At 72.7% G+C, this 20,708-nt stretch carries 14 protein-coding genes and 1 pseudogene; 8 read left to right on the forward strand and 7 right to left on the reverse strand.

The features are described from left to right. Nucleotides 1–46: 46 nt before the first annotated feature. The 5 genes from kdpB to AS857_RS18165 all read left to right on the forward strand — a co-directional run bounded on the left by kdpB (nt 47) and on the right by AS857_RS18165 (nt 9,622). Complete coding sequence (gene kdpB, locus AS857_RS18145; RefSeq protein WP_420823949.1) at nt 47–2,233, forward strand: potassium-transporting ATPase subunit KdpB; 2,187 nt, start codon at nt 47–49, stop codon at nt 2,231–2,233. A gap of 157 nt (nt 2,234–2,390) precedes the next feature. Further along, nucleotides 2,391–3,476, forward strand: coding sequence for an esterase-like activity of phytase family protein (locus AS857_RS18150; RefSeq protein ID WP_058044363.1), 1,086 nt, complete (start codon nt 2,391–2,393; stop codon nt 3,474–3,476). Nucleotides 3,477–3,522: 46 nt separating this feature from the next. Continuing rightward, nucleotides 3,523–7,422, forward strand: a complete 3,900-nt coding sequence (locus AS857_RS18155; protein WP_079110490.1) for an ABC transporter ATP-binding protein — start codon at nt 3,523–3,525, stop codon at nt 7,420–7,422. A gap of 75 nt (nt 7,423–7,497) precedes the next feature. Beyond that, nucleotides 7,498–8,079, forward strand: a complete 582-nt coding sequence (locus tag AS857_RS18160) for a dihydrofolate reductase family protein (RefSeq protein WP_058044365.1) — start codon at nt 7,498–7,500, stop codon at nt 8,077–8,079. Nucleotides 8,080–8,191: 112 nt separating this feature from the next. Beyond that, the gene (locus AS857_RS18165; RefSeq protein ID WP_058044366.1) at nt 8,192–9,622 is read left to right on the forward strand and encodes a S28 family serine protease; all 1,431 of its coding nucleotides are present in this window, start codon (nt 8,192–8,194) and stop codon (nt 9,620–9,622) included. 24 nt (nt 9,623–9,646) lie between these two features. Here the strand turns inward: AS857_RS18165 and AS857_RS18170 are convergent, their stop codons facing one another. The 3 genes from AS857_RS18170 to AS857_RS18180 all read right to left on the reverse strand — a co-directional run bounded on the left by AS857_RS18170 (nt 9,647) and on the right by AS857_RS18180 (nt 12,288). Continuing rightward, nucleotides 9,647–10,270 (reverse strand): hypothetical protein, encoded by a 624-nt coding sequence (locus tag AS857_RS18170; protein ID WP_058044367.1) that lies wholly within the window; start codon nt 10,268–10,270, stop codon nt 9,647–9,649. A gap of 387 nt (nt 10,271–10,657) precedes the next feature. Continuing rightward, entirely contained in the window at nt 10,658–11,278 is a 621-nt protein-coding gene (locus AS857_RS18175; RefSeq protein WP_058044368.1) for a TetR/AcrR family transcriptional regulator, read from the reverse strand. A 104-nt stretch (nt 11,279–11,382) separates the two neighbouring features. Further along, the gene (locus tag AS857_RS18180; protein WP_058044369.1) at nt 11,383–12,288 is read right to left on the reverse strand and encodes a LysR family transcriptional regulator; all 906 of its coding nucleotides are present in this window, start codon (nt 12,286–12,288) and stop codon (nt 11,383–11,385) included. A gap of 92 nt (nt 12,289–12,380) precedes the next feature. Between AS857_RS18180 and AS857_RS18185 the strand changes: the two genes are divergently transcribed. Further along, nucleotides 12,381–13,355 (forward strand): EamA family transporter, encoded by a 975-nt coding sequence (locus tag AS857_RS18185; protein ID WP_107105631.1) that lies wholly within the window; start codon nt 12,381–12,383, stop codon nt 13,353–13,355. On the opposite strand, the pseudogene AS857_RS18190 reads toward AS857_RS18185, so the two are convergent. Further along, a pseudogene (locus tag AS857_RS18190) lies at nt 13,342–14,019 on the reverse strand (sugar phosphate isomerase/epimerase family protein); the annotation flags it as partial. The gene AS857_RS18185 and the pseudogene AS857_RS18190 overlap by 14 nt on opposite strands. 324 nt (nt 14,020–14,343) lie before the next feature. Here AS857_RS18190 and recD2 point away from each other — a divergent pair. Together recD2 and AS857_RS18200 are read left to right on the forward strand one after the other, a co-directional pair. Further along, a complete protein-coding gene (recD2, locus tag AS857_RS18195; protein WP_058044371.1) occupies nt 14,344–16,560 on the forward strand; it encodes an SF1B family DNA helicase RecD2 in 2,217 nt (738 codons plus the stop codon). A 265-nt stretch (nt 16,561–16,825) separates the two neighbouring features. Continuing rightward, a complete protein-coding gene (locus AS857_RS18200) occupies nt 16,826–18,112 on the forward strand; it encodes a citrate synthase (RefSeq protein WP_058044372.1) in 1,287 nt (428 codons plus the stop codon). Between the two features lie 492 nt (nt 18,113–18,604). Here AS857_RS18200 and AS857_RS18205 read toward each other — a convergent pair whose 3' ends face one another. From AS857_RS18205 to AS857_RS18215, 3 genes are all read right to left on the reverse strand, one after another. Continuing rightward, nucleotides 18,605–18,835, reverse strand: coding sequence for a heavy-metal-associated domain-containing protein (locus AS857_RS18205; protein ID WP_058044373.1), 231 nt, complete (start codon nt 18,833–18,835; stop codon nt 18,605–18,607). A gap of 191 nt (nt 18,836–19,026) precedes the next feature. Then, complete coding sequence (locus AS857_RS18210; RefSeq protein WP_058046882.1) at nt 19,027–19,233, reverse strand: helix-turn-helix transcriptional regulator; 207 nt, start codon at nt 19,231–19,233, stop codon at nt 19,027–19,029. Between the two features lie 224 nt (nt 19,234–19,457). After that, entirely contained in the window at nt 19,458–20,495 is a 1,038-nt protein-coding gene (locus tag AS857_RS18215; protein WP_058044374.1) for a Gfo/Idh/MocA family protein, read from the reverse strand. Between the last annotated feature and the right edge of the window lie 213 nt (nt 20,496–20,708).

Below are 20,708 nucleotides of genomic sequence, written 5' to 3' on the forward strand. Positions count from 1 at the left end.
GCGCGTAAGGATCCGGTGACGGGCCGTGCCCGGACGGTTGGCTGGGGTGATCGCCCACCTCCGTCCCCCGTCGAAGGCCACCCCGTTGACCCTGCACCTCCTCCCCGAACAGGACGTCCTCCCGCCGAGCCCGGCCCCGCCCCCGGGGCGGAAGCGGCAACGGCACCGGCGGGTGGACGGGGGCGCCGTCGACCTCCGCCAGCTCGCCGTCTCCCTCCCGGACGCCTTCCGCAAGCTGCACCCCCGGGTCATGGTCAAGCACCCGGTGCTGTTCGTGGTCGAGGCCGGCTCCGTCCTCACCACCCTCTCCGCGCTCCTCGACCCGTCCCCCTTCACCTGGCTCATCAGCGTCTGGCTCTGGCTGACCGTGCTCTTCGCCAACCTGGCCGAGGCCGTCGCCGAGGGCCGCGGCAAGGCCCAGGCCGAGACGCTGCGCCGCACCCGCGACACCACCGTCGCCCGCCGGCTGCGCACCTGGCGGGTGGGCATGGACCGGCGCGACTGGGTGGAGGAGCGCGTGGTCGCCGCCGATCTGCGCCCGCAGGACTTCGTGGTCGTGGAGGCGGGCGGGACCGTGCCCGGCGACGGCGAGGTCGTCGACGGCGTCGCGTCGGTCGACGAGTCGGCCATCACCGGCGAGTCCGCGCCGGTGATCCGGGAGGCCGGCGGCGACCGCTCGGGCGTCACCGGCGGCACGAAGGTGCTCTCCGACCGGATCGTCGTCCGCGTCACCTCGCGCCCCGGGCACACCTTCCTGGACCGCATGATCGCCCTGGTCGAGGGCACCAGCCGGCAGAAGACCCCCAACGAGCTGGCCCTGAACATCCTGCTCGCCTGCCTGACGGTGATCTTCATCCTGGCCGTGGTGTCCCTGCAGCCCATGGCGGGCTGGGCGGGCGCCCCGCAGACCATCACCGTCCTCGTCGCCCTGCTGGTCACCCTCATCCCGACGACCATCGGCGCCCTGCTGTCCGCGATCGGCATCGCCGGCATGGACCGCCTCGTCCAGCGCAATGTCCTCGCGCTGTCCGGGCGGGCCGTGGAGGCCGCAGGGGACGTCAACACGCTCCTCCTGGACAAGACCGGGACCATCACCCTGGGCAACCGCCAGGCGGCCTCCTTCGTGCCCGTCAAGGGCGTCCCGCACGAGCTGCTGGCCGACGCCGCCCAGCTCGCCTCCCTGGCCGACGAGACCCCCGAGGGCCGCTCGATCGTCGCCCTGGCGCAGCAGTACGGGATCCGCCACGGCGACGAGGAGTTCGCGCACGGCCGCTTCGTGCCGTTCTCCGCGCAGACGCGGATGAGTGGGGCGGACTTCGCCTACGACGGCGAGTTCTGCCGCATCCGCAAGGGCGCCGGCAACGCGGTCGTGCAGTGGGTGGCCCGGCGCGGCGGCGAGGTCCCCGCCGAGGCCGGCTGGATCGCGGACTCCATCGCGGCCGGCGGCGGCACCCCGCTGCTCGTCGCCCTCGAGGACCGCGACGGCTGCCGGGTCCTGGGCGCCGTCCACCTCAAGGACGTCGTCAAGCCCGGCATCGCCGAGCGCTTCGCCGAGCTGCGCGCCATGGGCATCAGGACCGTCATGGTCACCGGCGACAACCCGCTCACCGCCAAGGCCATCGCCGCCGAGGCCGGCGTGGACGACTACATCGCGGAGGCGACGCCCGAGCACAAGCTCGCCCGCATCCGCGAGGAACAGGCCGGCGGCAAGCTGGTGGCGATGACGGGGGACGGGACGAACGACGCGCCTGCGCTGGCCCAGGCGGACGTGGGCGTGGCCATGAACACCGGCACCTCGGCCGCCAAGGAGGCCGGGAACATGGTGGACCTGGACTCCAACCCCACCAAGCTCATCGAGATCGTGGAGACCGGCAAGCAGCTGCTCATCACGCGCGGCGCGCTCACCACCTTCTCCATCTGCAACGACGTCGCCAAGTACTTCGCGATCGTCCCGGCCATGTTCGGCGGCGTCGCCGGCTACGAGGGCCTGGAGAAGCTCAACGTCATGGGCCTGCACAGCCCGTCCTCCGCCATCGCCTCGGCGATCGTCTTCAACGCCCTGGTCATCGTCGCCCTGATCCCCCTCGCCCTGCGCGGCGTGCGCTACGCCCCCTCCAGCGCGCACGCCCTGCTGCGCCGCAACCTCGGCCTGTACGGGGCGGGCGGGCTGGTCGCGCCCTTCATAGGCATCAAACTCATCGACCTGCTGCTGCAGTTCGTGCCGGGGCTGTGAGGGGTCGGTGGCCGGCCGCCGTATTTCCAGGGCGTTGTCCCCCCGAGGTCTCCCCGGACGTTGTTTCCCCCGGCATTTACTCGAATCAACTTCCGCGTCACGCAAGGCGATCTACGGTGGACGGCGTCGCCCGCAGCCCACCCAGGAGGCCCGCCCCGTGCGTACCCGATCCGTGCTCGCCGCCGCCACTGCCGCACTGGCCGCGGCCACCTGCCTGACGACGACCGGGGCCGCTCCGGCGCAGGCACACGCGTCCACGCGCGCGTGCTCGCCCTCCGTGCGAATAGACGGCTTCTCCGACGGGCTGGACAAGACGACGTTCCAGGGTTCGTTCGTCGGCAACCTCTCGGCGCTCGCGACCGACGAGGACGGCACCGTCGCCGCGGTCTCCGACCGCTCCCAGCTGTTCTCGCTCGACGTGGAGCAGCGGGCCGGAGAGGCGCCGTCCGCGACGCCGGTGCGGGCCGTGGGCCTCGCCGACGAGAAGGGCGGCCCGATCGACTCCGAAGGGCTGATCGTCGACCGCGACGGCACCAGGCTGGTCACCTCCGAGACCGAGCCGTCCGTGCGCCGCTACGACAGGGACGGCAGGCTCCTGGGCCGGCTGCCCGTCCCGGAGGCGCTGCAGGTCGCCCCGGCCGGGCGCGCCGCGGCCAACCAGACCTTCGAGGGACTGACCCTCCAGCCCGGCGGGCGCACCCTGATCGCCTCCATGGAGCAGGCGCTCGCCGGGGACGGGACGGATGCCGCCGGCAGACCGCTCGTGCGCCTGCAGAGCTGGCAGCGGCACGGCCGGCAGGACTTCGCCGTCGGCCCGCAGTACGCCTACCCGGCCGACGAGGGCCTCGGTGTCGCGGAGATCACCGCGGCCGGTGACGGCCGCCTCCTCGTCCTGGAGCGCGGCTTCACGGCGGGCGTCGGCAACACCGTGCGGCTCTACCTCGCCGACCCGCGCCGCGCGAGCGACGTCAGCGCCGTCACGAACCTGCCCGGCGGCCCGGCCGTGCGGCCCGTGCACAAGACGCTCCTCGCCGACATCGGCGCGTGCCCGTCCCTGGGCGCGACCGCCCGGCAGCCGCAGCCGAACCCGCTGCTGGACAACATCGAGGGGCTCGCCGTCACCCGGCCGGCCACCGGGCGGAACGGAGGATTCCTCCGCCTGCTGCTGGTGAGCGACGACAACCAGAACCCTGCGCAGGTCACCCGGCTCTACTCGCTGACCGTGCGCCTGCCGCGGCCGTAGGGGGAGCGCACCGCCCGCCCTCGCGCCCGTACTTTGTTGCGCCGGGATGAAATCCGCAGCCCAGGGCGTTGGGCCCTCCGTCAGCAGGACGAGAGCGGCAGCGCAGGAGGCTCGGGTGGCAGCGGCGAGGGAAACCACAGGTCAAGGATGGGCCAGGCGGCTCGCCGGCTACTGCTGGCGCTACCGCGGCACGGTGCTCCTCGCCCTCGGCTCCTCGCTCGCCGGCATGGCCGTCATGGCGCTCGTGCCCCTCATACCCAAGCTGATCATCGACGACGTGATCGGCTCGCACCAGCGCCCGCTGGCCCCCTGGGCCACGCTCCTCATAGTCGCCGCCGTAGCCGTCTACGGCCTGACGTACGTCCGCCGCTACTACGGCGGACGCCTCGCCCTCGACGTCCAGCACGACCTGCGGACCGAGATGCACGAGGCCATCGCGCGGCTCGACGGCCGGCGCCAGGACGAGCTGTCCACCGGCCAGGTCGTCGGCCGCGCGACCAGCGACCTCCAGCTGATCCAGAGCCTCCTCTTCATGCTGCCGATGATGATCGGCAACCTCATGCTGTTCGCCATCTCGCTCGTCGTGATGGTGGTCCTCTCCCCGCTGCTGACCGTCGTCGCCCTCGCCGTCGCCCCCGCCCTGTGGATCCTCGCCAAGCACAGCCGCACCCGGCTCTTCCCCGCCACCTGGTACGCCCAGGGGCAGGCCGCGGCCGTCGCCGGCGTCGTGGACGGCTCGGTGACCGGCGTCCGCGTCGTCAAGGGCTTCGGCCAGGAGGCGCAGGAGAGCGCCAAGCTCCGCGAGGTGAGCCGCCGGCTCTTCGCCGGCCGCCTGCGCACCGTGCGCCTCAACTCCCGCTACACCCCGGCCCTGCAGGCCGTCCCCGCGCTCGGCCAGGTGGCCATGCTCGCCCTCGGCGGCTGGATGGCCACCCGCGGCCAGATCACCCTCGGCACGTTCGTCGCCTTCTCGACCTACCTGGCGCAGCTCGTCGGCCCCGTGCGGATGCTCACCATGGTCCTCACCGTCGGCCAGCAGGCCCGCGCGGGCGTCGAGCGCGTCCTCGAACTCGTCGACACCGAGCCGGTCGTCCAGGAGCGGCCCGGCGCCGTCGAGCTGCCCCGGGACGCCCCCGCCACAGTCGAGTTCGACGACGTCACCTTCGGCTACGACCCGGCGCGGCCCGTCCTCGACGGCTTCTCCCTGCGCCTGGAGCCCGGCGAGACCGTGGCCGTCGTCGGCGCCTCCGGCAGCGGCAAGTCCACCGTCTCGCTGCTGCTGCCGCGCTTCTACGACGTCACCGGCGGCGCCGTGCGCGTCGGCGGCCACGACGTCCGCGACCTCACGCTGCCCTCCCTGCGCGCCGCCATCGGGCTCGTCCCCGAGGACAGCTTCCTGTTCTCCGACAGCATCCGCGACAACATCGCCTACGGGCACCCGGACGCCACCGACGAGCAGATCCGCGCCGCCGCGCGCGCCGCGCAGGCCGACGGCTTCATCGGCGAGCTGCCCGACGGCTACGACACCGCCGTCGGCGAGCAGGGCCTGACCCTCTCCGGCGGCCAGCGCCAGCGCATCGCCCTGGCCCGCGCGATCCTCACCGACCCCCGTCTGCTGCTCCTGGACGACGCGACGTCCGCGGTCGACGCGCGCGTGGAGCACGAGATCCACGAGGCGCTGCGGAGCGTCATGGCGGGCCGTACGACCCTGCTGATCGCCCACCGCGCCTCCACGCTGGCGCTCGCCGACCGGATCGCGGTCCTGGACGGCGGCCGGCTCGTGGACGTCGGCACCGCGGACGAGCTGGAGGAGCGCTGCGAGCGGTACCGCCTCCTGCTGACCGATCCGGGTGAGCTGGCCGGGGTGACGAGGGACCCCGCGGGGCGCGCCGCTCCGGTCGCCCTCGCCGGGGTCTTCGACGGAGAGGCGTCCGCCGCGGGCGTCCTCGACCGTACGGATGTCCTCGACCGTACGGACGGCCACGCGCGCGTGGACGCTCCTTCCCGCCCCGAGGTCGACGCGACCCCGGTCAAGCCCCGGCGGTTCCTGGCCGACGGCGTCACCCCCTCCCTGTGGGTGCGCAAGGACGAGCCCGCCGGCAGCTCCGACGGCGTCACGGGCATGCCCGCCACGCCCGAACTGCTCGCCAAGGTGGCCGCACTGCCGCCCGCGGACGACACCCCCGACGTGGACGAGGAGCGGGCCGCGCGCCCGGAGGAGGCCTACGGGCTGCGGCAGCTGCTGCGCGGCTTCCGCACGCCGCTGCTGCTGAGCCTGCTGCTGGTGACGGTCGACGCCGGCGCCGGGCTGCTGCTGCCGGTGCTGATCCGGCACGGCATCGACCAGGGCGTCCAGCAGATCGCCCTGGGAGCGGTCTGGGCGGCCTCCGGGCTGGCCCTGCTCGTGGTCGCGGCCCAGTGGGCCGCCCAGGTCGCGGAGACGCGCATGACGGGCCGCACGGGCGAGCGCATCCTGTACGCCCTGCGCGTGAAGATCTTCGCCCAGCTCCAGCGGCTGGGGCTCGACTACTACGAGCGCGAGCTCACCGGCAAGATCATGACGCGGATGACGACGGACGTGGACGCCCTGTCGACGTTCCTGCAGACCGGCCTGGTCACCGCCGTCGTCTCCGTCCTCACCTTCTTCGGCATACTCGTCGCCCTCCTCGTCATCGACGTCGAACTGGCCCTCGTCGTCTTCGCGACGCTGCCCCCGCTGATCGCCGGGACCGTCGTCTTCCGCCGGCAGAGCGTCAAGGCGTACGAGCTGGCGCGCGAGCGCGTCGGGCTGGTCAACGCCGACCTGCAGGAGAGCGTCGCGGGCCTGCGCATCGTGCAGGCGTTCCGCCGCGAGGCGGCCGGCGCCCGGCGGTTCGCGGAGCGCAGCTGGTCCTACCGGCAGGCGCGCGTCCGCGGCCAGTGGCTGATATCGGTCTACTTCCCCTTCGTCCAGCTGCTGTCGTCCGTCGCCGCCGCCGCGGTGCTGATCGTCGGCGCCGGCCGGGTGGGCGACGGCACGCTCACGGCGGGCGCGCTGGTGGCCTACCTGCTCTACATCGACCTGTTCTTCGCGCCCGTCCAGCAGCTGTCGCAGGTCTTCGACGGCTACCAGCAGGCCACCGTCTCCCTCGGCCGGGTGCAGGGCCTGCTGCGCGAGCCGACCAGCACGCCCGTGGCCGAACGGCCGCGCCCGGTGCGGGAGCTGTCCGGCGAGATCGTCTTCGACGACGTCGCCTTCCACTACGGTGACGGCGAGAACGCCCTGTCCGGCATCAGCCTGACGATCCCGGCCGGGCAGACCGTCGCCTTCGTCGGCGAGACCGGCGCGGGCAAGTCCACCCTCGTCAAGCTGGTGGCGCGGTTCTACGACCCGACGGGCGGCGCGGTCCGCGTGGACGGCCACGACCTGCGCGAGCTGGACCCCACCGGCTACCGGCACCGGCTCGGCGTCGTCCCCCAGGAGCCCTACCTCTTCCCGGGCACGGTGCGCGACGCCATCGCCTACGGGCGTCCGGACGCCGCCGACGCCGAGGTGGAGGCCGCGGCCCGCGCGGTCGGCGCCCACGACATGATCGCCACGCTGGACGGCGGCTACCTGCACCCGGTCACCGAGCGGGGCCGCAACCTCTCCGCCGGCCAGCGCCAGCTGATCGCCCTGGCCCGGGCGGAGCTGGTCGACCCGGACGTCCTGCTGCTGGACGAGGCCACCGCCGCCCTGGACCTGGCCACCGAGGCGCTGGTCAACCGGGCCACGGACCGGCTGGCCGGGCGCCGCACGACGCTCGTGGTCGCCCACCGGCTGACCACGGCCGCCCGCGCGGACCGGGTGGTGGTCCTGGACCACGGCCGCGTCGTCGAGGACGGCACGCACGCCGGGCTGCTGGCCCGCGAGGGGCGCTACGCGGACCTGTGGCGGACGTTCACGGGCGAGGCGGTGCCTGCGTAGGCCGGAGGTGCCCCCGCCCGGTAGGTTGGCGCCGGACAAGCCCGGACCGGCCGTTTCTCACCGAGCGGGGGACTCGTGCGCAAGCTCACCTACTTCATCGCCACCACCATCGACGGCTTCATCGCCGGCCCCGGTGACGAGTTCGAGTTCATGATGTCGATCCTGGACGACGAGTACGTCGCCGCGCTGATCGAGAGCTATCCCGACACCGTCTCCGCGCGCGGCCGCGAGGCCGTCGGGCTCGGCGCGGACAACAGGGACTTCGACACGGTCCTGATGGGCCGCAACACCTACGAGCCGGGCCTGTCGATCGGCATGACCAGCCCGTACCCGCACCTGCGGCAGTACGTCGTCTCGAAGTCCCTCGCCACCAGCCCCGACCCCGCGATCACGGTCTTCTCCGGCGACCCGGTGGAGCTGGTCCGCGACCTCAAGCAGGAGGCGGGCAAGGGGATCTGGCTGTGCGGCGGGGCCAACCTCGCGGGTCAGCTGCGCGGCGAGATCGACGAGCTCGTGGTGAAGATCAACCCGTTCGTGGCGGGGAAGGGCATCCCGCTGTTCTCGGCGGAGTTCTCCCCGCAGCGCTACGACCTGAAGGGGACCCGCTCGTTCGGCAACGGCGTCGTGATGGTGTCGTACGCCAAGCGGACCGGCTGAGCCCGGCGGGCTGCCGGCGGCAGGGGCGGGAAGGGCGGGAGAAAAGGGTCTGGTGCGCAGGTCGGCCCCCCGGGTAGGTTCGCGGCGAACTTGCGAACCCAGGGGAGGGCGAATGCGCAAGGCTCTCAGATGGCTGCTGGCGCTGACGGTGCTCGTGGGCACCGTCGGTGCCGGCAGTGCCACGGCGGGGGCGGCCGACAAGGCCACCGAGCCGGACATCAAGGACCGTGTCCTGAAGATTCCGGGCATGAAGCTGGTCGAGGAGAAGCCCTACGAGGGCTACCGCTACCTCGTTCTGACCTACGATCAGCCGGTCGACCACCGGCACCCGGCCAAGGGCACCTTCCAGCAGCGCTTCACGCTGCTGCACAAGTCGACGGACCGGCCGACCGTCTTCTTCACTTCCGGCTACAACGTCAACACCAACCCCGGCCGCAGCGAGCCGACCCGCATCATCGACGGCAACCAGGTGTCGATGGAGTACCGTTTCTTCACCCCGTCGCGGCCGCAGCCCGCCGACTGGTCGAAGCTCGACATCTACCAGGCGGCCAGTGACCAGCACCGCCTCTTCGCGGCCCTCAAGCCGCTCTACGGCAAGAACTGGCTGGCCACCGGCGGCTCCAAGGGCGGCATGACGGCGACGTACTACCGCCGCTACTTCCCGGACGACATGAACGGCACCGTGGCCTACGTCGCGCCCAACGACATCGACAACAACGACGACTCGGCCTACGACCGGTTCTTCGCGAACGTCGGCGACCAGGCCTGCCGCACCCAGCTCAACTCGGTGCAGCGCCAGGCGCTGCAGCGCCGCGGCGAGTTCGTCGCCCGCTACCAGAAGTGGGCCGACGAGAACGGCAAGACCTTCAAGACCCTCGGCAGCATCGACAAGGCCTTCGAGAACGTCGTGGTCGACCTGGTCTGGTCGTTCTGGCAGTACCACCTGCAGAGCGAGTGCGCGTCCGTGCCCGCCACGAACGCCTCCACCGACGAGCTGTACAAGTTCGTGGACAACATCTCGGGCTTCGACGGCTACACCGACCAGGGCCTGGAGCGCTTCACCCCGTACTACTACCAGGCGGGCACCGAGCTCGGCGCGCCGAGCGTGAAGAACGCGCACCTCAAGGACCTGATCCGGCACCCCGAGGCGCTCAACCCGCGCGCGTACGTGCCGCGGGAGATCCCGATGAAGTTCAAGCGCGGCGCCATGACCGACGTCGACCGCTGGGTGCGCGAGGACAGCGAGCGGATGCTCTTCGTCTACGGGCAGAACGACCCGTGGAGCGGCGAGCCGTTCCGCCTCGGCAGGAACGCGGCCGCGCGTGACGACTACCGCTTCTACGCGCCCGGCGGCAACCACGGCTCGAACATCGCGCAGCTGGTCGCCGACGAGCGGGCCAAGGCCACGGCCAAGGTCCTGCAGTGGGCGGGCGTCGCCCCGGCGGCCGTCCGGCAGGACGAGGCGCACGCCAAGCCGCTCGCCCCGTACGACGCGAAGCTCGACAAGCCGGTCGTCGAGCAGCGGCAGGCCCTGCGGCCGTAACCGCGACCGCCCCCTCGGGGTGGGCTAGACCAGGCGGCGGGCGCACCCGACGGGTGCCCCGCCGCCCACTTGTACGTACAGGTCGGTCGAGGGCGGGCACTCCGGCCGGGCCCCGACCCGGGCCGTGATGCGGTACTCGGGGGCGTGGGCCGCCGAGCCGTCGCAGGCGGTCTCCTTCACGACCCCGTCCCGCTGGGTGTAGAGGCAGTCGCCGGTCACCGTCACCGGCCCGCCGCCCATGCCGGGGTCGCCCGGGTGCGGCGGCTGGAGGTTGCGCATGCAGGCGTAGCCCTCGGGCGCGCTGTGCGCCTCCGAGGCGCCCTGGTCGACGGCCGTGATGTGCAGGACGAAGTCGGTCTCGTCGGGGCAGCGCGGGCCGCCCGGGCGGGGGCCGTTGTAGCGGGCGAGGACCCGCGCCGCGGCCTCCCCGCTCCAGCAGGAGATCTCGGTGAAGGAGCCCGTGTTCCGCCCCGCGCACTCGCCGCGGGCCAGGAACGCCGGATCGCGCCCCGGGCGGGCGTGGGCGGCGGGGGTGCCGGCGGCGCCCGCAGCGGGCTGCTGGGTCCGGCAGCCGCTCAGCGCGGCGGTCGCGCCGGACGCGAGCAGCGCGAGCGCGAGCAGCGCCGTCCGCGGCGCGCCATGGCGCATGATGACCCCCGTCCCCCGATGCGCTCCAGCCTGGCTTCCCGGGCCCGGCGCACACCAGACGTGCCGGGCGCACGGCGGCGGTGGAAACGATGTGTGTGCGGGCGCGTGCCACCGGGCGTACGCCTGGTGCGCACGCCGTGCCCGTACGACCCTGCCCGTACGCCGTACCGTCCGCCCCGCCCGTCCGCCTGTTCCGCCCGGCCGGGCCCGCCGCCGGCGCTGTGGAGCGGGGGGCGCGCCGACGACGGCGTGTTGCCTTCCGCAGGCGGCGGAGAGGGAGAGTCAGCAACCGGCCGGCGGCGCGGGCCGACACCGCTCTGCGGGTACGGCGGCAGCACGGCCCTTGGACGGGCGGCGCCCCGGAGCGGTTCCCGCACCCGGCGCGCGTCAGTCGTGCGCGCGCCGCTTCCCGCCGAGCGCGGGCAGCCGCCGGGTCAGCAGCCGTGCGCGCGGCGCGAGCCGCCGGGCCATCGCGAACACCGACTCCGTACGGGAGCGGTCGCTGTCCAGGACGGTGAAGAGGTTGACTCCGAGGTAGAAGGTGATCGCGGCGTTGGCGAGGTCGCGCGGCGGGGTCAGGCGCGCGAGCGGCGTCCCGCCGATGACCCGCTCCAGGGTCTGCTCGACGAAGACGATCCACGGCTCGGCCCGCTCCCGGATCTCCGCGCGCAGCTCCGGCTTGGCGACGGCAGCGGCGACGAGCTCGGAGAACAGCGTCAGGTGCCCGGCCTCGATGTCGCTGCGGTACACGCGCGTGCCGGCGTCCACCAGGTCCTCGAGGGTGCGGGCGTCCGCGACCGCCTCGGTGAGCAACTCCATGCGCTCGGCGGAGGAGCGGTCGAGCGCCGCGAACAGCAGCGGGTCGACGCCCCCGAAGTGATAGAAGACCAGCGCCGAATTGACCCCCGCCTCCTTGGCGATCGTCCGCGCGCTCGACTTGGCGTACCCCTGCGTCCGCAGCACGGTGTCAGCCGCCCGGATCAGCCGTTCCTTGGTGTCCACCGACATGTGTGCAGCCCTCTCGCCGAGGCTGCATCATACGATTCGAGCGAGTGGTGCAACCATGCGATCAAGCCGGTTGACCAGCTGCTCAATGCCCTCCGGCCGGTGGTTCAGAACGTCCTCAGGGGCCACTGCTCGTGGAGCGTGCGGACGGCCTCGGTGATCGCGGGACGGCGGGCCGTGCCCGTGCGCCACAGGGCGAAGAGCCGCCGTACGGGCACCGGCTCCAGCGGCACGGCGCGCACGCCCGCGGGCAGCGGGCCCCGCCCCAGGCGGGGCATCAGCGTGATGCCGAGGCCCGCGGCGACCAGGGCGACGTGGGTGTGGTTCTCGGCGACCTGGTAGGCGAGGTCCGGCTCGTGCCCGGTGGCGCGCAGCGTCCGTACGAGCCAGTCGTGGCAGACGGCGCCAGGCGGCTGGCAGATCCAGCGGTGGTGCGGCAGGTCCGTCCGGTCGAGCACCTCGCGGCCGGCGAGTGGGTGGCCCTCCGGCACCAGCACGTCGCACCGGTCGTCACCGATCACCGCCCGCTGCAGGCCCTCCGGGGCGGCCAGCGGGGCGATGTCCCAGTCGTGCGTGACCGCGAGGTCGATGACCCCTTGGGAGACCAGGTCGGCCGACAGGTGCGGGTCCACCTCCAGCAGCCGGGCGTCCAGCGCCGGGTGGTCGCTGCCGAGCCGGGCGAGCACGCCGGGCAGCAGGCCGCGCGCGGCCGACGCGAACGCCCCGATGACCAGCCTGCCCGCCGGCCGTCCCCGGCGCTCCTCCAGCTCCGTCTCCGCCTGCTCGACCAGGGCCAGCAGCTGCCGGGCCGTGGCGGCCAGGTGCCGCCCCTCGTCGGTCAGCGCCACGCCCCGCCCGCGCCGCTCCAGCAGCGTCGTGCGCGTCTCCCGCTCCAGCTTGGTGACGGCCTGCGAGACGGCCGACGGCGTGTAGCCCAGGGCCACGGCCGCGGCGCTCACCGAACCGTGCACCGACACCGCGTGCAGCGCCCGCAGGCGGGTCAGGTCCAGCACGGAAGTCCCCCTCGTCGTTTCAGCGTTGCTGAATCCCATCATGAAGGAACCTGTGCTGGTGCTACAGAGTCCGGGCGGCGAGGCTGGCCCGTATGCGTCCCCTGCACCTCTCCCTCGCCGTTCTCGTAGCCGCCGTCTGGGGCGTCAACTTCGTCGTCATCGACGTCGGCCTCGACCACTTCCCGCCGCTGCTCTTCTCCGCCCTGCGCTTCCTCGCCGCGGCCGTGCCCGCCGTCTTCCTCGTCGGGCGGCCGCAGGTCCGGTGGCGCTGGATCGTGGCCGTCGGACTGGTCCTCGGGGTGGGCAAGTTCGGCCTGCTCTTCACCGGCATGCACCTGGGGATGCCGGCCGGCCTGTCCTCGCTCGTGCTGCAGGTGCAGGCGGTCTTCACCGCCCTCTTCGCCGTCGCCGCACTGGGCGAACGGCTCGGCCGCACCCGCCTGCTCGGCATGGCCCTGGCCCTGGCGGGCATCGCGGTTGCCGCCGTCGACGAGGGCACCTCCGGAACGCTCCTCGGCTTCGCGCTCGTCGTGGCCGCCGCGGCCCTGTGGGGCGTGTCCAACGTGATCACCCGCAAGGCTGCGCCGCCCGACGCACTGCGCTTCATGGTGTGGGTGAGCACCGTGCCGGTGCTGCCGCTCCTGCTGCTCTCGCTCCTCTTCGAGGGCCCGGAGGCGGACGCCGCGGCGCTGCGGTCGCTCGACTGGAGCGGCGCCGGGGCGATCCTCTTCGTCGCCTGGGTCTCCACCGTCCTCGGCTTCGGCGCGTGGGGCTTCCTGCTGCGCACCTACGACGCCTCGGCGGTCGCGCCCTTCACCCTGCTGGTGCCCGTCTTCGGCATGTCGTCGGCGGCGCTCGTGCTGGGCGAGGGCGTGAGCCCGCTGCGCTGGGGCGCGGCGGTGCTGCTGGTGTCCGGGGTGGGCGTCACGGCCCTGGCGGGGCGGCGGCGAGCAGGCCGCGCAAGTACTCCGCCCCCGGCGCCGCCAGTTGCCCGAAATCGGCCGCCTGCGGGTACCAGCGCTTCTCGTACTCCCAGCACAGCCAGCCGTCCCAGCCCGACCCGGTGAGCACCCGGACGCACTCGCCGAGCGGCAGCGCCCCCGCGCCCAGCGGCAGCGGATCGAGCGCCCCGGCCGAAGCGACGTCCTTCACCTGGACGTAGCCCAGGTGGGGGGCGAGCACGGGGAAGCTCTCGGCGGGCGTCTCGCCGCCGAGCCAGGTGTGCAGGACGTCCCACAGGGCGCCGATGTTGGCGTGACCCACGGGGCCGAGCACGCGGGCGGCGTCCGCGGCCCGGCGGTGCGAGTCGTGTGTCTCCAGCAGCACGTGGACGCCCCGGTCGGCGGCCAGGGGGGCCACCGTGCCCAGCCGCCGGGCCGCCGTCGCGTCGGCCTCCTCCGCGGGCAGGTCGCCGCCGCCGGGGAAGACCCGCACGTAGCGGGCGCCGAGGTCGGCCGCCAGGTGGACCAGGCCGGACAGCTCGTGCAGCACGGGCGCGTCGTCGCCGGCGGCGGCGACCCGTGCGTACCCGGCCACCGCCAGGATCTCCACGCCCTCGCCGGCGAACTCCGCGACCGCCGCCTCCCGCTCCTTCGCCCCGCACCCGGGGTGCACGGGCTCCTCCGGGTGGGCCCGCAGCTCCACGCCGTCCCAGCCGTGCGCACGGGCCAGCCGCACCACCTCCCACAGGGGCAGTCCGGGCACTCCGAGGGTGGAGAAGGCGAGCTTCATGGGGGTACGGGTTCCCCGGCCCGGAGGAGCTGGAACCTTACCTTCGGTACATCCATGGCTTACCCGGGGTAGCCGGAGGCGTCAAAATCGCACAAGGGGTAACGGAACGATAACTCCTTGAAAGCGCTGCAACCCTTTGCGGCCCGGGTGGGTCGTACTTGGCATCGGGCTTCCCGGGGAGGGATCCGGGGGGATTCAGGGGAAGCCGGTTTTGGGGGGATACGAGGGGCCCGGTCGTCGGACCGGGCCCCTCTGCCTTTCCCGCCCCGGGGGAGTTGTCCACAGGCCCGAACACCTGTCAGACCACGGCGGTACCGTCGGCGCATGGTCCAGATGGCAGTGGTCGAAGGTGTCCTGGAGCGGATCACCTACGCCAATGAGGAGAGCGGCTATACGGTCGCCCGCGTCGACACCGGCCGGGGCAGTGGCGATCTCCTCACGGTGGTCGGCTCGCTGCTCGGGGCGCAGCCGGGGGAGTCGCTGCGCCTGGAGGGCCGCTGGGGCTCCCACCCGCAGTACGGGCGGCAGTTCACCGTCGAGAACTACACCACCGTCCTTCCCGCCACCGTCCAGGGCATCCGCCGCTATCTGGGCTCCGGCCTGATCAAGGGCATCGGCCCGCGCATCGCCGACCGCATCACCGAGCACTTCGGCACCGACACCCTCGACGTCATCGAGCAGCAGCCGGAGCGCCTGATCGAGGTCCCCGGCCTCGGCCCGAAGCGCACGAAGCTGATCGGCGCCGCCTGGGAGGAGCAGAAGGCCATCAAGGAGGTCATGGTCTTCCTCCAGGGGGTGGGCGTCTCCACCTCCATCGCCGTGCGCATCTACAAGAAGTACGGCGACGCCTCCATCTCCGTCACCCGCAACCAGCCCTACCGCCTTGCGGCCGACGTCTGGGGCATCGGCTTCCTCACCGCCGACCGCATCGCCCAGGCCGTCGGCATCCCGCACGACAGCCCCGAGCGGGTCAAGGCCGGCCTGCAGTACGCCCTTTCCCAGTCCACCGACCAGGGCCACTGCTACCTCCCCGAGGAGCGGCTGATCGCGGACGCCGTGAAGCTCCTCCAGGTCGACACCGGTCTCGTCATCGACTGCCTCGCCGAACTGGCCGCCCAGAAGGGCGAGGAGGGTCCGGGCGTCGTCCGCGAGAGCGTTCCCGGCCCGGAGGACGGGCAGCCCGTCACTGCCGTCTACCTCGTCCCCTTCCACCGCGCCGAACTGTCCCTGGCCGGGCAGGTGAAGCGCCTGCTGGGCGCCGAGGGCGACCGGCTCGCCGCCTTCCGGGACGTCGACTGGGACCGGGCCCTCACCTGGCTCGCGGGCCGCACGGGCGCGCAGCTGGCCGCCGAGCAGCGGGAGGCGGTCCGCCTCGCGCTCACCAGCAGGGTCGCGGTGCTCACCGGCGGGCCCGGCTGCGGCAAGTCCTTCACCGTCCGCTCCGTGGTCGAACTGGCCCGGGCCAAGGGGGCGAAGGTGGTGCTCGCGGCGCCCACCGGGCGGGCCGCGAAGCGGCTCTCCGAGCTCACGGGCGCCGAGGCGTCCACCGTCCACCGCCTCCTGGAGCTCAAGCCCGGCGGGGACGCGGCGTACGACAAGGACCGCCCCCTGGACGCCGATCTGGTCGTCGTGGACGAGGCGTCCATGCTCGACCTGCTGCTGGCCAACAAGCTCGTCAAGGCCGTGGCCCCCGGAGCCCACCTGCTCCTGGTGGGCGATGTGGACCAACTGCCCTCCGTGGGCGCCGGGGAGGTGCTGCGCGACCTCCTGGCGCCCGGCGGTCCCGTCCCGGCCGTCCGGCTCACCCGCATCTTCCGGCAGGCGCAGCAGTCCGGCGTGGTCACCAATGCGCACCGCATCAACTCCGGGGCGCAGCCCATCACTCAGGGGATGACGGATTTCTTCCTCTTCGCCGAGGAGGACACCGAGGAGGCGGGCCGGCTCACCGTGGACGTGGCGGCGCGGCGCATCCCCGCCAAGTTCGGGCTCGACCCCCGCCGTGACGTCCAGGTGCTGGCGCCGATGCACCGCGGCCCGGCGGGCGCCGGCACCCTCAACGGACTGCTCCAGCAGGCCATTACGCCCGCCCGGCCCGACCTGCCCGAGAAGCGCTTCGGCGGCCGGGTCTTCCGCGTCGGCGACAAGGTCACCCAAGTGCGCAACAACTACGAAAAGGGGCAGAACGGAGTCTTCAACGGGACGGTGGGCGTCGTCACCGGGCTCGACGTCGTCGAGCAGCGGCTGACCGTGCGCACCGACGAGGACGAGGAGGTGGGCTACGACTTCGACGAACTCGACGAGCTCGCCCACGCCTACGCCGTGACCATCCACCGCTCGCAGGGCAGCGAGTACCCGGCCGTGGTGATCCCCGTCACCACGGGTGCCTGGATGATGCTCCAGCGCAATCTGCTCTATACCGCAGTAACCCGGGCAAAAAGGCTGGTGGTGCTGGTGGGCTCGCGGAAGGCGCTCGGACAGGCCGTACGGACCGTCTCCGCAGGCAGGAGATGTACGGCGCTCGATCACCGGCTGGCGAGGTGAGTCCGCTCGGGGAGGTTTTGTGAAGGGTCTAAAGGGCCATTCCGGCGCGCGAAGGGGCCCCGGGGAGCGCGGATCCGGGGTGGGATTCGTCTCTCATCGGTTTACCAACCGGGGCGAAGGGGGCAGTATGGCCAGGCTGGACGGCACTGAGTGCCGTCTTTAGGCCCTATGGCCGACCCCGAGTGCACGTGCATCGTCCAAATGGGGGAAGGTAGGGGTAGTCAGGGCACCTCGAAGAAGAGGCACAACGTCGGTGAGGGATGACGTGAGCGACAACTCTGTAGTACTGCGGTACGGGGACGGCGAATACACCTACCCGGTGGTCGACAGCACCGTCGGCGACAAGGGCTTCGATATCAGCAAGCTCCGCGCCCAGACCGGGCTGGTGACCCTGGACTCCGGTTACGGCAACACCGCCGCCTACAAATCCGCGATCACCTACCTCGACGGCGAGCAGGGCATCCTGCGCTACCGGGGCTACCCGATCGAGCAGCTCGCCGAGCGCAGCTCCTTCCTCGAGACCGCCTTCCTGCTGATCAACGGCGAGCTCCCGTCGGGCGACGAGCTGGACGCCTTCAAGGGCGAGATCACCCAGCACACCCTGCTCCACGAGGACGTCAAGCGCTTCTACGACGGCTTCCCGCGTGACGCGCACCCGATGGCGATGCTGTCCTCCGTGGTCAGCGCGCTGTCGACGTTCTACCAGGACAGCCACAACCCGTTCGACGAGAAGCAGCGCCACCTCTCCACGATCCGGCTGCTCGCCAAGCTGCCGACGATCGCGGCGTACGCGTACAAGAAGTCGATCGGCCACCCGGTGGTCTACCCGCGCAACGACCTCGGCTACGTCGAGAACTTCCTGCGCATGACCTTCTCGGTGCCCGCCGCCGAGTACGAGCTGGACCCGGTCGTCGTCAGCGCGCTCGACAAGCTGCTGATCCTGCACGCCGACCACGAGCAGAACTGCTCGACCTCGACCGTGCGCCTGGTGGGCTCCTCGCAGGCCAACCTCTTCGCGTCGATCTCCGCCGGCATCAACGCCCTGTGGGGCCCGCTGCACGGTGGCGCCAACCAGTCGGTGCTGGAGATGCTCGAGGGCATCCAGGCCGACGGCGGCGACGTCGACGCCTTCATCCGCAAGGTGAAGAACAAGGAGGACGGCGTCCGCCTGATGGGCTTCGGGCACCGCGTCTACAAGAGCTTCGACCCCCGGGCGAAGATCATCAAGGCGGCGGCGCACGATGTCCTCTCGGCGCTCGGCAAGTCCGACGAGCTGCTCGACATCGCGCTGAAGCTCGAGGAGCACGCGCTCTCCGACGACTACTTCGTCTCGCGCAACCTCTACCCGAACGTGGACTTCTACACCGGTCTGATCTACCGGGCCATGGGCTTCCCGACCGAGATGTTCACCGTGCTCTTCGCGCTCGGCCGCCTTCCGGGCTGGATCGCCCAGTGGCACGAGATGATCAAGGAGCCGGGTTCCCGCATCGGCCGCCCGCGCCAGATCTACACCGGCGTCATCGAGCGCGACCTGCCGGTCGAGCGCGCCTGATCCGTACGAGGCCGCGAGCCGCTAGGCCGCAAGCGAGGCCTTGAGCCGCGAGCGAGGCCTTGAGCCGACAAAAGCCCTGAGAGCCGCCATGGCTCTCAGGGCTTTTCGCAGGGCTGAGAAAAGCGCCCCGCCTCCGATCCCCCCACGGGTCGGAGCGGGGCGCTTCCCCGTTCCCCGGTACGGATTCCCCCCACGGGATCCGGCCGGGAGCCTCGGTGCGCGCGACCGACGCGATCTGCCGGGACGCGTACGTACGGGAGGGCCGCTCAAAGCTCCCCGGGTACGTGCCCCGGCCACGCGTGGCCGGTACCGTCCCCCAAGACGATCCAGCACTGCCTGGTTAGACCCTCGACCCCCCGCAATGGTTACGTTGGGATTGCTGTGATCTAGGTCTCTTGCCATAACGGGCGCAGTCGGGCAAGAGGGCAAGTGTGTGGGTGTTGTGTCACTTATGCGGCCGCGTGGGGCTCCGCGGCCGCCGCAGGTGATGCGTCAGCCGCGGCCGACGAGCTCGTAACCCGCCTCGTCCACCGCGGCGCGGACGGCCTCGTCGTCCAGGAGGGCCGAGGAGGTCACGGTGACCTCGCCGGCGGCGGCCACGGCCTTGACGGACACCACGCCGGGCAGGGCGGAGATCTCCTCCGTCACCGCGGACTCGCAGTGGCCGCAGGTCATGCCGGTCACGCGGTAGACGGTGACGGAGTCGGTGGTCTGGGAGCTCATGACGGTTCTCCTCGGAAGGGGTTGGTCGTGGTGCCGTGTGCCGTGCACCAGTGGGAACACCTTACCCCCTGGGGGTATTCCTGTGGGGGTGAACCGGACATCCGTGCCCGGGGGTTGTGCGCCGGGCGGCCGACCGACGGGGCCCCGGGCCGCACGTGCGGTCCGGGGCCGGAAGGGTGGGTGGGTGGAGGTCAGTTCCCGGTGTCGCGCCGGGAGCGGTTGCCCGGGCGGGCGGCCACCCAGGCACGGACGGTGTCCGCGAACCAGTAGGGCTTGCCGCCCTCGGTCAGATCGGGCTTGGGCAGCAACCCGTGCTTCCGGTAGGTCCGCACGGTATCGGTCTGCACGCCGATGTGCGCTGCGATCTCCTTGTAGGACCAGAGTCGACGGTCAGTCATCTCGCGCCTCTCCGCTGCGCCGCAGCGACGGAGGGGGATCCGTCGGGGGAGCTGCGGCGCGGCCTTGTCGATCACCACGACTGTTGTCCCTTGAACGACGCAGAGTGACCATCGATGAGGCGCTGTCGTACGGCTGTGACGGAAGGGCGGCGGGAATGTGACGCCCGTGACGTACGCATGACCCCGGATCAGCCGGTGACCCCGGATCAGCCGGTGACCCCGGATCAGCCGGTGGGGCCGGATTCCGCGGGGCCGGATTCCGCGGGGGCGGCCGGGCGGACCGGCCGGTTCTCCCGGCGGGACGTCTCGCACGCCTCCGCCACCAGCAGGGCGTGCAAGCCCTCGCGGGCCGGGCAGGGGTTGGGCACCTCGCCGCGGGCCGCCCGCAAGAAGGCGGCCAGCTCGGCGCGGTACGCGGCGCCGAACCGCTCCAGGAAGCCGGTCCAGGGGCGGGCCGGAGGGGGCGGGCCGGACGGCTCGGCGGACGTCGCGGGCGTACGGGCGTCCAGGCCCACGACCCACTGGTCGAGCTCCCCGGACAGCTCCGTCCGCACGTCGTAGCCCGCGCCGTTGCAGCGGGTCGCCGTCGCCGTCACCAGGGTGCCGTCGTCCAGGGTGAGCAGGACGGCGGCCGTGTCCACGTCGCCCGCCGCACGGAAGGCCCCCGCGCCCGCGCCGCCGGTCGCGCCCCGCGCGTACACCTCCGTCACCTCCCGGCCCGTCAGCCAGCGCACCGCGTCGAAGTCGTGCACCAGGCAGTCGCGGATCAGGCCGCCCGAGCGGGCCAGGAAGCCGGGCGGCGGGGGTGCGGGGTCGGACGTCACGGTGCGGATGGTGTGCACGCGGCCGAGCCGCCCCGTGCGCAGCGCCTCGCGCGCGGCGCGGAAACCGGCGTCGAAGCGCCGCTGGAACCCCAGCTGCAGCAGCGTCCCCGCGGCGTCGACCTCGCGCAGCGCGCGCAGCGTCCCGGGGACGTCGAGGGCGACCGGCTTCTCGCAGAACGCGGGCAGGCCGGCGCGGGCCGCGCGCGCGATCAGGCCGGGGTGGGCGGAGGTGGTCGCCGCGATCACGACCGCGTCGACGCCGCCGTCGAACACGGCCTCGGGGGAGGGTGCGGTACGGGCGCCGATGCGCTCGGCGACCGCGGCGGCCCGCTCGTGGTCGGCGTCCGCGACGACGACCTGCCCGACCCCGTCGAGCGCCGCGACCACGGCCGCGTGATGCGCCCCGATCCGCCCGGCCCCGACGACTCCGATCCGCATGACTGACTCCGTCCTGTGGCCCTGACACCACCGAGCCGGAACGGCCGGTGGCCGACCGCCGCGGGGTCCCCTGCCGGGAGGCGTGGCGGCGCCGTGGTGCCGTGGCGCGCGGGCGGTTGGGCACCGCCGGGCTGCGCCGTCGCGGTTGCTTGCCGTTGCGGCGGGGGGTGGATGCCCGGCATCCGAAGCGGTGCGCAGGCGAAGTGGTCCCGC

The sequence above is a fragment of the Streptomyces roseifaciens genome, assembly GCF_001445655.1.
Taxonomy (GTDB): domain Bacteria; phylum Actinomycetota; class Actinomycetes; order Streptomycetales; family Streptomycetaceae; genus Streptomyces; species Streptomyces aureoversilis.

Bases quoted from the DNA above. Each gene is read 5' to 3' on its own strand.
- AS857_RS18215 (WP_058044374.1), bottom strand. From the start codon at position 20,495: ATGCGGATCGGAGTCGTCGGGGCCGGGCGGATCGGGGCGCATCACGCG.
- AS857_RS18205 (WP_058044373.1), bottom strand. From the start codon at position 18,835: ATGAGCTCCCAGACCACCGACTCCGTCACCGTCTACCGCGTGACCGGC.
- AS857_RS18165 (WP_058044366.1), top strand. From the start codon at position 8,192: ATGCGCAAGGCTCTCAGATGGCTGCTGGCGCTGACGGTGCTCGTGGGC.
- AS857_RS18170 (WP_058044367.1), bottom strand. From the start codon at position 10,270: ATGCGCCATGGCGCGCCGCGGACGGCGCTGCTCGCGCTCGCGCTGCTC.
- AS857_RS18155 (WP_079110490.1), top strand. From the start codon at position 3,523: ATGAAATCCGCAGCCCAGGGCGTTGGGCCCTCCGTCAGCAGGACGAGA.
- recD2 (WP_058044371.1), top strand. From the start codon at position 14,344: ATGGTCCAGATGGCAGTGGTCGAAGGTGTCCTGGAGCGGATCACCTAC.
- AS857_RS18185 (WP_107105631.1), top strand. From the start codon at position 12,381: ATGCGTCCCCTGCACCTCTCCCTCGCCGTTCTCGTAGCCGCCGTCTGG.
- AS857_RS18175 (WP_058044368.1), bottom strand. From the start codon at position 11,278: ATGTCGGTGGACACCAAGGAACGGCTGATCCGGGCGGCTGACACCGTG.
- AS857_RS18210 (WP_058046882.1), bottom strand. From the start codon at position 19,233: ATGACTGACCGTCGACTCTGGTCCTACAAGGAGATCGCAGCGCACATC.